This is a genomic window from Winogradskyella sp. PC D3.3 (genome assembly GCF_054366245.1).
In genome coordinates this window covers 1,506,998-1,519,446 of record NZ_CM135962.1, presented here as the reverse complement: position 1 = coordinate 1,519,446, position 12,449 = coordinate 1,506,998, and the positions used below count along the sequence as shown (strand labels likewise).

Below are 12,449 nucleotides of genomic sequence, written 5' to 3'. Positions count from 1 at the left end.
TTAATATTAGAGCGCTTGCACTTTATGCCTCTATTATTTAGTCAACTTAAACTCTTTCATCATTTTGGTATCTGAATTAGTACCTATGAATACTTGAAATTGTCCTGGTTCTGCTATAAAATCTAAATCCGAATTATAGAATTTTAAATCTTCAACAGTTAACTTAAAGCTTACTGTTTTAGTTTCTCCTTTTTTAATTGCAACTTTTTGAAATCCTTTTAACTCCTTGACCGGTCTTGTGACTGAACCGACAACATCTCTAATATAAAGTTGCACAACTTCTTTTCCATCGTAATTTCCAGAATTGGTGACATCCACAGAAACATCAAGTGTACCATCCCTATCAATAGTTGTTGTACTGATCTTAAAATTAGAATAATCAAATGTTGTATAACTTAAACCGTAACCAAAAGGATATAGAGGCTCATTTCTTTCGTCGATATAATTACTTCTAAATTTTTCGAAGCGACCTTCTTCATTCATTAAAGGCCTCCCTGTATTTTTATGATTGTAAAAAATTGGAATTTGTCCAACACTTCTTGGGAAGGTTGCTGTTAATTTACCTGAAGGATTTACATCTCCAAATAATACATCTGAAATAGCCAAACCGGCTTCACTTCCCGGAAACCAAACATTGAGAATTGCTGGAACATTTTCATTTTCATCAACTAAAACTAAAGGCCGTCCTGTAAACAAAACTAAAACTACAGGTTTACCTGTTTTTAAGAGAGCCTTCAATAAATCTTTTTGAACTTGAGGAATTCCTATATCTGTTCTACTACTACTTTCTCCACTGAACTCTGCCGATTCACCAATAGCAGCAACAATAACGTCTGCCTTATTAGCGATACTTAAGGCTTCATCTAATAATTCTTTATCGCTTCTACCATCTCTTGGAATCGTTTTACCAAACATGGTTGCTTTGGTTTCGAGTTCTAAATCGTAATCGAGATTACTGCCTTTGGCATAAAGGACATTCGCTTTATCACCAACAACGGTTTTTAACCCTGCTAAAAATGGATTCGATTTTTCTTGGTTTGTAGCCACACTCCACGTACCAGCCATATTAACAGCATTATTGGCCAGTGGCCCAATTAAAGCAATAGTACCTTCTTTTTTTAGTGGCAATATGTTGTTTTCATTTTTAAGCAATACTGTAGATTCAGCTCCAACTTTTCTTGCAAACGCTCTGTTTTCATCTGTAAAAACTTCGTTTTTTGCTCTCTCTGCATCACAGTATTTGTATGGGTCATCAAATAACCCTAACTGATATTTAGCCGTTAACATTCGTTTTACTGCGGTATCGATTTCATCTATAGTCACCATTCCCTTTTCTAAAGCACTTTTAAGCGATTTAATAAATGCAGCCGTTGCAATTGGAGAATCACCTGCCATATCCATATCAATTCCTGCACTTAATGCTTGAGAGACGACTTGTTCTTCGTTGCCCATTCCATGAGCCATCATTTCGTAGATTCCGGTGTAATCCGTAACCACAAACCCATTAAAACCCCAATCCTCTCGTAATAAATCTGTAAGTAACCATTTGTTTCCTGTTGCTGGTATACCATCAATTTCATTAAATGATGCCATAACAGAACCTACACCTGCATCAACAGCAGCTTTGTAAGGCTCTAAGTATTCATTATACATTCTAATTTTACTCATATCAACCGTGTTATAATCACGACCTGCCTCAGAAGCTCCATATAATGCAAAATGTTTAACACAAGCCATCAAAGTATTATTACCGCTTAAGTCATCTTGTTGATAACCTTTGACCATGGCTTCTGCAATTCTACTTCCTAAATAAGGATCTTCACCATTACCTTCTGAAACGCGTCCCCAACGTGGATCACGAGAAATATCTACCATTGGTGAAAACGTCCAATTAATACCATCTGCACTAGCTTCAGTTGCAGCAACACGAGCTGTTTTTTCAATAAGTTCCATATCCCAAGTAGAGGATAAACCTAGAGGAATAGGGAACGTTGTTTCGTAACCGTGAATGACATCCATACCAAATAATAATGGAATTTTTAATCGGCTTTCTTCTACGGCAATCTTTTGAACGGCTCTAATTTTTTCAACAGATTTAATGTTGAACATCCCTCCAACTTTACCTTCTTGGATTTTTTTACCCACATCAGAACTCTTTCCTTGCCCTGTTGTAATATCACCAGAAACAGGGAGATTAAGCTGACCTATTTTTTCATCTAAAGTCATGAGTCCCAAAATAGAATCTACTTGAGCTTCAAATGGATTATTAGTGTCAGCAGTTGACTTTGTTGCATTCGAATTTGAATTACAACTTGAAAAAGTGAAAGCGATTAAAAAAAGTGCTATTAATTTAGTGAAAAATCGTTTAGTCATTGTATTATTTTGTTTTTGAAAAAAGCCAATTTAAAAGTTCTGGTTCTGCAAAAGCCGGATCCCAGCTATTATGGTTTGCAAAATCGTATAAGGTCAATTTAGGAAAGCCACCTGCACTAATAATTGCAGAAGCCATATTTAAAGACAATTTCGGATCAACCACATCATCTTTTGCTCCATGAAATATCCAAAGTGGTATGTCTTTAGCATAAGCCGTTACCGATTCTGGATCTCCACCACCACAGATTGGTATTGCCGCAGCAAACATTTTAGGATAACGATAAATGATTTCAAAAGTTCCCATACCTCCCATGGATAATCCCATAACATAAACCTGATCGGTTTTTACAAAAGGTTTAGCAACCATATCTTTCATTAAATCCATCACCAATGCCATTGCTTTCGTTGGAGCTTCATTGTATTTATAGTTAAAGGTTATCGGTTTTGTTGAACGATCGGCATCTAGTTTAGACCAATAATCATTTTTAGGACATTGTGGAAAAATCACTATAGCCGGAAACGAATCTCTTACCGTTTCGTTTAAAAACAATTGACTTCCATGAGCCAGTTGTTTTTTATTATCATTGCCACGTTCACCAGCGCCATGAAGCATTAGCACCAATGGATATGTTTTAGATGCTTCAAAATCTTTAGGTAAAAGCATTCTGTAATTAAGCGTATCTCCTTTTACAATATGATTTTCGTATGAAAACAAATCTTTTGAAGATTCCGTTTGTTGCGCTTTTACACCATACGAACTAAAGATTATAATACTAAAAATTAAAGTTACTAAATGAGGTTTCATATTCCGTTATTAAAATGTTTAATATGTAAATTCTAAGGCATCCAAACCATTTTGAACATCTTCATTCTGCATAAAAAGATTCCAAAACAAGCCTGATCGATGATTTTCAATCATAATAATTTCTGGACCTTGGTCTATGGCTAAATAACGTTCGGTTACCCAATCATTATAATGCGGACTAAAGGCATCATAAAAACCAGCAGGTCCTAATAAAACATCTTTCTTGCTATAGAAATAATGCATTGCTGCTAGTGATTTCTCTGGTGTATAAGGAATTGAACTAATGGCTGCTGTTGGCGAGATAACACCTAAATCATTTTCAGGATCGTGTGCAGCATAGCCCGTAGATCCATCTGAATTTCGACTATAACTTGCTGTTAAGCCCCAACAATCCTCACCATAATCCACATAATTATTTGGATTATTAACACAATATTGATAATTGATATTTGTATGATTTACATTTAAATCCCAATAATTAGCGTACTGATCTGATAGGTTTTTAGGGTTTAATCCTAAGAACGAATAATGTGCCCAGAATAGTGGTCCTGTACCAGTACCTGCATGATCCAATACTAATGGAATACCATATTGACTTGAAGAAGACACAATGCTTCCATTACTAGCCCATCCTTGATGGTACGCTTCTGCCGGAATAGGGAAGTCCGGAGAAGCTGCACCTAAGATAAACGCTATTAACGTTTCATTGTAACCTTTAAGTTCTAAATTTATTGAGAATCCATTACTAGAGCTCCAATGCCAATACAATGCATTTTGACCTTGCGTATACCAATCCCACTCTACACCCTTCCATAGCACATCTGCTTGAGTTGCTAAAGCAGCTTCTTCCGTTGTACCATTCTTAAAGTATTCTTTAACACAAATAAGACCTTGCGCTAAAAGTGCCGTTTCAACTAGATCACCTCCATTATCTTCTGCACTAAATGGCACCACACTACCATTAGTTCCGTTTATCCAATGTGGCCATGCTCCATGAAAACGATCTGCGTTTTCAAAAAATGTTAAGATTTGAGCTAACCTATCAAATCCTTCACTTCTTGAAATATAGCCTCTCTCTATACCTACTAAAATGGCCATAATACCAAAACCACTTCCTCCAGTTGTCACTATATTCTGGCTATTAGTAGGATCATTTGGATGATAGCGTTCTCTAGCGGCACCAGAGTTAGCATCAGCATAATCCCAAAAATATTTAAACGTAGTTTCTTGGATTAAATCCATTATCTCCTCATCTGTCAAAGTTTCAACAACAGGATCATCATCATTTGGATTATAAGGTTCTTGATAGCCTGGCCCATCATCTGAACCACAACTAAAACATAATAATACTACGACTATAAGGCTATAAATTCTCATATTAATCAATCTTTTTATATTTAAAATCAAGTTTATCTAAACCTGATTGTACATCTTTATTTTTCATAAACAACTTCCATAACAAACCAGTTCTATAGTTCTCTATCATTACAGGAATTGGTCCTTGATCTATCGCCAAATATCTTGGTTTATACCAATTATATTCAAAACTAAAAGCATCATAAGGCCCGTATTTACCAACAAGACTGTCATGGTTGTTATAGATATTCTGCAAAACATTCATACTCTCTTTTGGTGTGTAAGGAAATGAAGACAATGCTGCTGTTGGAGACACCACTCCAATATCTTTTTCTGGTCTGTGACCATAATACCCTTTCATAGAATAACTTGAGGTAAACCCCCAAAGACTATCTCCGTAACCTTTAAAATTCTTTGGATTATCTACGGCATACTTATAATGAATTTTAGCCTGATTCTGAGTCAATTTCCAATAATCCGCATACTGATCTGACAAGCCTTTTGGATTTAAACCTAAATACGAATAATGTGCCCAAAACAAAGGCCCTATTAAATCGTCATCCTGTTCATAATAATCTAAAACAAGATCTTCATCGTAAAAAGTTTTATCAGAAACAATTGCACCATCTCTAGCCCAACCTTTTTCATAGACCGATTGACTAATTGGGTGGGTTGGTGAGGACGCTGCAAGAACATACATTATTAAACACTCATTATAACCACCTACTGGAAAATTCATATCCCAACCATATTTTGGAGACCAGTGCCAATACAACACATCGTCTCCATTTTTAGTATACCAATCCCATTCAACACTTCTCCATAATTCATCAATCTTAGTTACAAGTTGTTTTTCTTTTTCAGTATGACCATCAAAATACTCTGCAACGGTTAACAGACCTTGAATTAAAAATGCAGTTTCAACCAAATCACCTCCATCATCCTTTTTGCTAAAAGGATATACCTCACCTGTTTCACCATTTATCCAATGTGGCCAAGCTCCGTGAAAACGCTCTGCGTTGTCTAAAAAATCTACAATTTTAAGATACCTATCTAAGGCTTCATCCTTATTAATAAATCCTCTTTCTATACCTACTAAAATTGCCATTAAGCCAAAACCACTCCCTCCTGTTGTTACTGTGTTTTTTGGAGATGTTGGATAACGATCATCCATATGAAGACGCTCTCTTGCTAATCCGGAATTCGGTTCCGCTCCTTCCCAGAAATAATTGATGGTTTGTTTTTGAATGGTATCTAACAAACTATTATTTATCAATACTGTAGTTGATTTTTCACTATTATTAATACGTTGTTGTACCTGGTTAATATCCGTTTTATCATTGGATTTACACCCAACACTAAGAAACAACAAGCAACCAATGACAAGTGTTTTATAAAGGTTCATCATTAAAAATTTAAGTAAGAATATAGCGGCATTTTAGATGCTTAAAAAATGCCGCTAAAAACCAAATAAGAGATAATTAATATTACTAATTAATTCTTCAATTTTATTGCATATCTGCTATTTCGGATTGTGAAAGCGCTCTATTAAATAATCTTAATTCATCAATAGCACTTAAATCAGATAGATGATTCCAATAACTAAATGTGTCTCCACCAGCCCCAATTGTAATTTCACTACAACCGGTCCAATCGATACTAGAACTCAACGTTGAAGACAATTGTTCAACTCCGTTAAAATAGATTTTACTTTCAGTGGCAGAAACGGTTAATGCAACATGCACCCATTCACCTGCGGTAACATCAATAATACCTCCATCGTTCCAGCTCTCATCATCTCCAATACCAACATTTACTTTAATCTGTTGCTCCGTAGCACTACCCTCTCTAAACAATCTAAAGCCTTGTTTTCTGTTTTCTGGGGTATCATTTCCAACGACCAATATTCCAGAACGATCTGGTGTTCCATTCACTTTGTACCAAAAAGTAGCACTAAAAGCATCAGCTCCAAATAGCCCATCGATAGGGAATGTTAGATACGAATTATCAGCTCCCATATAAGCATTATCTCCCTGGTAACCTTCTCCAAAAAACGCTGGTGCCCCTATAACTGAAGGCTCATTTAAGCTAACAAATTCAGTATTAAATCCATTGAATGGCATATAAAATGTTTCACCATCGTATACAGGCTCATAAGGATTAGTAATATTAATCATATTCTGAATTTCATCTTGAGATAATGTGGTGTTAAACAAACGTAATTCATCCATTGCGCTATTATCAGACTCATGCCCCCAATAACTAAAAGTTTCACCACCAGAACCAATTGTAATTTCACTACAACCAGTCCAATCTATAGGACCACTAGGTGTTCCTGTATTTACAGGTAACCCGTTAAGATAAATTACAGTTTGCGTTGGTGAAATTGTAAAAGCTACATGTACCCATTCTTCAGCAGTAACGTCAATAACTCCACCGTCATTCCAGCTTTCTCCATCTCCTGTTCCAATATTTAACTTAATCCGTTGTTCTACTCCACTAGCCTCTCTAAATAACCTAAGTCCTTGAAGACGATCATCCGCATCATCACCAATGGTTAAAATACCTGATCTGTCTGGATCACCATTAACTTTATACCAAAAAGCACCACTCATATGGCTTCCAAACATACCATCAATAGGAAATGTTAGATATGACCCCTCACTTGCCTTAAACGCATTTGTGCCTGAAAATGGCTCTCCTGAAAACTCAGGTGTACCAACTTGATCAGCATCTGTTATAGACAATAATTCCGTATAGTTATCATCAAAAGGCATATAAAAAACCTCCCCAGGAAATAGCGCTTCATAAGGTGGAGCTTTAGAAAAGTTAACTGTAGCGGTTGTAATATTGCCAACTAAATCAGTTCCTGTTACGGTTAGCACGTGCTCTCCACTAGATAAATTATTATAAGTAAACTCTTGATTAACGATTCTATAATCTAAGAACGTATCGTAAGTTGCTATTTGAACACCATCCATATTCACCACGATTGAACCGACTTCAATATCATCTTCAACTTTGAATTTAATATCAATTGGCACAACCAATTCTAAACCTGTTATGACTGTTCCTTCAGTGGGATAGTTAATTGTAACAACTGGTGCACCAGCATCAGCACCTGGATTTATTTTAGTAATCGGATCTATACCATCGTCACACGACGCTAAAAAAAGCATCGTAAAAATTACTACTGTTTTTAATATTATAGTTTTCATAATGTCTTAGTCGTTTTGGTTTTGATAATAATCATTAAGAATATAACTCTGATCTAATTGTGCCTGTGGGTAAGGCAAAAACGCTTTATCCATGGTAAAATTTCTTCCGTCATAACTCAATTCTTCCGTTTTTCCGAGTCTAACCATATCATAGAATCTAATTCCCCATTCCATACCTAACTCAGCAAATTTCTCATCCATAACTTGGTCACTAGTAACTCCATTTAAATTTCCTAAACCAGCACGATTTCTCACCTCGTTTACTGCGCTATCTGCAGAACCCGCAGAACCAGAAGCCCCTCTTGTTAATGCTTCTGCGTACATCAATAATACTTCAGAATATCTAATTACTGTATAATTTTTATTAGTTCCATAATCCGTTCTACCAGGAGTTAACTCTATAGATGGCAAATAATGTTTACCACTAGAAAAATACGCTCTGTTAAAATCGTTTATAATGTCTCCATCTCTTGTAGTATTAGAGATCCAACTTGGCAAGGTTGCATAACTAGGATCCGACTGCAACTCAGCAATACCTCTATCTGTAAACAATACACTTGTCTCTAAACGAATGGTTTCACCTCTATCTAACATAAATTTAATAAACTTAAAACTTGGTTCATAAAACCCCCAACCACTTGTGGATTCAGCAACAGCACCTGTCCAATTTTCTGGGCCATAAAAAGCAAATAGATGACTTATATTTTCTCCGGATGCTTGGCCAAAATCTGAATATTGAATTTCTAAAATATTTTCATTAGCTAACTTTCCATCCGTTTTAAATAAGTGATAATAGTCATCAAAAAGCTCAAAACGATTAGAATTAATAATTTCACCCGTTGCATCGGCAACACTTTGATAATTACCCACTTCTAAGTTAGCCATTGCTTTAACTGTTAACCCGGTATATTTAGTAATTCCTCCTGGTAAATCTACTCTTTGATTTGGCGCAACATCTAATAAATATGGAATAGACTGATCCATTTCGTCTGAAATCCAAACCATCAATTCATCTTTAGGAAGCACTTCGATTTGTGTCTGATCTGTTGTTTCAATTTTATAGACAGCTCCAAACATTCTAGAAAGCTCTAATGTTATAAAACCTCTCAAAACCCTGCATTCTGCAACATATTGATCGATTAAATCGGAATCAACACCTCCTGCTCTAAACTTTTCTAATTGCTCTATTTGAGCTGTAATTTGAAGTATATCTTGTGCCCAATTTTCAAAAAACACATTATACATCCAAAAATTATTATCATAAACATAATTATCTGTATCCGCAAAACCTTGCTGATCGCCCAGACCTCCTGCATTAACATCATCACCTCTTACAGATAACAAAGGAATTTGCTCCCATCCTATATCATTAAATTTTTGATAGGCACCAACTAAGGCACCTAAGGCACCGTCTGCACTAGTGTAATCAATATCATCGGCAATAACAACTAGTTCTTGTTCTTCATCTAACTGGTTTTCACAAGTAAACATAAAAACAGGTAGAATAAATAAAATCAATCGTATATTAAATATATTTTTCATCATCTTAATTTTAAAATTTTAAAGTTTTACGGTTACACCAAAAGTATAAACTGAAGGCGTTGGGTATGTTTGAGTGTCTCTCCCATCAAATCCCACTTCTGGATTAAAACCATCATAACTCTTCGTAGAAAGAAAAGGCCTATCGGCAGTTAATGTAAAACGCATCTCAGGTAAATTTTTCTCCCTCAAAGTATAAGCTAATTGAATATTTTGAATTCTGAAGAAATCTCCATCTTGTAAAAAGAATTTAGACAATCTCTGGTTCCATACATTTCTATAACCTTCTGATGAAGGGAATTCATTGGTTGTTCCTTCACCATGCCAGCGATTAACAGCCAATTGCGCATCTATATTACGACCCTGAGTTCGAATAACTTCCATACGATTTGTATTTAAAATTACGTTTCCTCCTTGACCGTAAAAAGCAACATTTAATTCGAAATTCTTATAATTAAGACCTAAACTCCCTCCGTAATAATAATCTGGAACTGGTGATCCTAAGTACTCTCTATCTTCACTATCTAAAGTACCATTTGAATTGTTATCTTTATATTTAAAATAACCAGGTTTGATATCCGTACCATCTGCAATTGCTGCTTGCGCTACAGGATCTGCATCAATCTCTGCTTGATTTTGATAAACACCGTCTATTTCCCAACCATAAAATACATTTATAGGCTGACCAACAACTAAACGCTGACGTGCTTCTGCAGTACCTCTATCAATATATGGCTGACCTTCAAGACTTGTAATTTCATTATCTAGAGTACTAAAGTTTCCTGAAATAGAATAGCTCCAATTTTCTGATATTTCTCCACGCCATGTTGCTGCTAGTTCTAGTCCTTTATTTCTTAGCGAACCTACGTTTTGGTAGCTAACATCAGTACCTATTAAAGGTAAAACAGGAATGGCTAAATTTTCGGTGTCTTTTATAAAATAATCTGCTTCTAAAGACAAACGGTTATTAAAGAAATTAGAAGAGATACCTAAGTTTAATTCTTCTGTATATTCCCAATCTAGATCATCTGAAGCTGTAGAGAATTGAAATCCATTCACTAAAGTATCGTCAAAAACTGTAGAAATAGTAGAAGCACTTTGAGGAATACTAGCTGGTACGGCATCATTTGCCAATCTACCCCAACCCGCTCTAAGTTTTAAATAATTTATAAACCCTACATTTTCCATGAAAGATTCTTTAGACAATTCCCAACCTAAACCAAATGCAGGTAGATATACATAAGTTTCATCGTATTTATTACTTCCTTCTGCACGAAATGTTGCATAAGCTAAGTACTTATCTTTAAATTTATATTGCGCTCTTGTAAAATAAGAAAAACCATAAGAACGACTTCCGCCATCGTATGCTGTTCTACTATCTTCAGATGTATTTCCTAAATACCACGTTTTATCATTATTTCTAATAAAAGCACCATTAGGATCAAAATTACCAGAAGCCCCAAAGTTTCTTCCGTAATCATCTCTAAATGACATTCCTGCTAAAACGGTAACATCGTGCTCGCCAAAAGTATTTGTATATGTTAAGGCATTATCCCAAATGTAGTTTTCTGTAACAGCATTGTTTCGAGTTATTGAAGACTGATTAACACTTCTTTGATAATCATCCGTAACATAATATGGAAGATAAACAATACGCTCATTTACACCTAAATAGTTATAAGACAAACTACTTTTAAAACTTAATTGTTCAGGAATCAGTTTAAAGTCTGCATAAAAATTAGCTACAGTTCTTCTTCTTTCTCCCCTTCTATCAGAATTATCTAATAATGTAAATGGGTTTTGTGCATTTCTATATCCAATTTCTCTTGCATCTGAGTATGGTAAAGGATCTGCATTAGTAAAATTACTATCATATACTGGTAAAATTGGCACTGCAAAATAAGTTTCTTGCCAAGCAGAAGCTTCGTCATCATATTTTACAGCATTACTGTATAACATATTTCCACCAACTTTAAGCCAATCATTAACTTTTGCATCTACTTTGGCTCTAACATTAAAACGTTCGTAACTATTTTTCATATCAAGAATACCATCTTGAGCAAAAAAGTTACCACCAACAGAATAAGAAACATCTTCTCCACCTCCATTAACTTGGAAATCGTGATTTTCAATAGAAGCGACTCTAAGTACCTCATCATACCAATCTGTATTTACATCAGGTATATTAGGATTCACTCTACTACGACCAAAACGTTGTATTGCTTGCTCAACGCTAGAAATTTCAGCAGCTGAACCAGACTCTTGTGCAAACGTTACAAACTGTTCTGAGTTTGCCATTTTTAAAACATTTTGGGCAGTCTGCATACCATAATAAGTAGAAAATGTAATTTCTGCTTTCTTATTAAATCGCCCACCTTTGGTTGTAATTAAAACAACACCATTTGCAGCTCTTACACCATATATGGCAGAAGCAGAAGCATCTTTTAATATTGAAACGCTTTCAATCTCACTAGAGTTTAAGAAATCCACGTCATCAAAAAAAGCACCATCCACAACAAACAACGGCGAAGAGTTACCATATAATGAATTGGTACCTCTAATAATAATTTCTGGTGTTTCACCTGGAGACCCCATACTACTAACTTGCACACCTGCAACTTTACCTTGGAAACTCTGAGCAATTTGAGCCGAAGGTGTTTTTTGTAGCTCTTCTGGTTTAATAGTTGAAATGGCACTAGTTAAATCTGCTTTTTTCTGCGTCCCATAACCAACGACAACAACTTCGCTTAATGAAGCTACATCGTCTTTAAGCGTAATATTGATTTCCGCCTGATCACTTACTGTAACCACTTGCACAACGAAACCAATATAACTGAATTCAATTTGTTCACCTACTTCTGCCTTAATCATGTATTTACCATCAAAGTCAGTTGTAGTTCCTCTGCTCGTTCCTTTTATTATAACGCTAGTCCCTGGTAAGGGCATACCGTCACTTTCGCTTGTCACAATTCCATTGATTTCAATCTGCTGAGCAAAAGAACAAATTGAAATAAACAACATCAACAATAGACTAATTTTTGTTTTCATATAGATTGATTAATATTTAATAATAGAGTTAGTTTATTTAAAAGTCCAAGTTATAATCTAATGTTAAATTCTATTAACATCTATTTACATTTTAAATACGCCACACACCA

General features: G+C 35.2%; 7 protein-coding genes. All 7 read right to left on the bottom strand.

The genetic code is table 11. From position 1 onward, the window contains the following. Positions 1 to 33: 33 nt before the first annotated feature. The 7 genes from bglX to ACXGSQ_RS06420 all read right to left on the bottom strand — a co-directional run bounded on the left by bglX (position 34) and on the right by ACXGSQ_RS06420 (position 12,339). The gene (gene bglX / locus ACXGSQ_RS06450) at positions 34 to 2,373 is read right to left on the bottom strand and encodes a beta-glucosidase BglX (protein ID WP_458628797.1); all 2,340 of its coding nucleotides are present in this window, start codon (positions 2,371 to 2,373) and stop codon (positions 34 to 36) included. A 4-nt stretch (positions 2,374 to 2,377) separates the two neighbouring features. Further along, complete coding sequence (locus ACXGSQ_RS06445) at positions 2,378 to 3,178, bottom strand: carboxylesterase family protein (RefSeq protein ID WP_458628796.1); 801 nt, start codon at positions 3,176 to 3,178, stop codon at positions 2,378 to 2,380. 18 nt (positions 3,179 to 3,196) lie between these two features. Then, positions 3,197 to 4,555, bottom strand: coding sequence for a glucoamylase family protein (locus ACXGSQ_RS06440; RefSeq protein WP_458628795.1), 1,359 nt, complete (start codon positions 4,553 to 4,555; stop codon positions 3,197 to 3,199). A 1-nt stretch (position 4,556) separates the two neighbouring features. Then, the gene (locus ACXGSQ_RS06435) at positions 4,557 to 5,942 is read right to left on the bottom strand and encodes a glucoamylase family protein (RefSeq protein ID WP_458628794.1); all 1,386 of its coding nucleotides are present in this window, start codon (positions 5,940 to 5,942) and stop codon (positions 4,557 to 4,559) included. Positions 5,943 to 6,042: 100 nt separating this feature from the next. After that, complete coding sequence (locus tag ACXGSQ_RS06430) at positions 6,043 to 7,752, bottom strand: LamG-like jellyroll fold domain-containing protein (protein WP_458628793.1); 1,710 nt, start codon at positions 7,750 to 7,752, stop codon at positions 6,043 to 6,045. Positions 7,753 to 7,758: 6 nt separating this feature from the next. Further along, positions 7,759 to 9,294, bottom strand: coding sequence for a RagB/SusD family nutrient uptake outer membrane protein (locus ACXGSQ_RS06425; RefSeq protein WP_458628792.1), 1,536 nt, complete (start codon positions 9,292 to 9,294; stop codon positions 7,759 to 7,761). 18 nt (positions 9,295 to 9,312) lie between these two features. Then, positions 9,313 to 12,339: a SusC/RagA family TonB-linked outer membrane protein gene (locus tag ACXGSQ_RS06420; RefSeq protein WP_458628791.1), complete on the bottom strand. Its 3,027-nt coding sequence runs from the start codon at positions 12,337 to 12,339 to the stop codon at positions 9,313 to 9,315. Between the last annotated feature and the right edge of the window lie 110 nt (positions 12,340 to 12,449).

Excerpts from the sequence above, each read along its gene's own strand:
- bglX (WP_458628797.1), bottom strand. The coding sequence starts at position 2,373 with ATGACTAAACGATTTTTCACTAAATTAATAGCACTTTTTTTAATCGCT.
- ACXGSQ_RS06445 (WP_458628796.1), bottom strand. The coding sequence starts at position 3,178 with ATGAAACCTCATTTAGTAACTTTAATTTTTAGTATTATAATCTTTAGT.
- ACXGSQ_RS06440 (WP_458628795.1), bottom strand. The coding sequence starts at position 4,555 with ATGAGAATTTATAGCCTTATAGTCGTAGTATTATTATGTTTTAGTTGT.
- ACXGSQ_RS06435 (WP_458628794.1), bottom strand. The coding sequence starts at position 5,942 with ATGATGAACCTTTATAAAACACTTGTCATTGGTTGCTTGTTGTTTCTT.
- ACXGSQ_RS06430 (WP_458628793.1), bottom strand. The coding sequence starts at position 7,752 with ATGAAAACTATAATATTAAAAACAGTAGTAATTTTTACGATGCTTTTT.
- ACXGSQ_RS06425 (WP_458628792.1), bottom strand. The coding sequence starts at position 9,294 with ATGAAAAATATATTTAATATACGATTGATTTTATTTATTCTACCTGTT.
- ACXGSQ_RS06420 (WP_458628791.1), bottom strand. The coding sequence starts at position 12,339 with ATGAAAACAAAAATTAGTCTATTGTTGATGTTGTTTATTTCAATTTGT.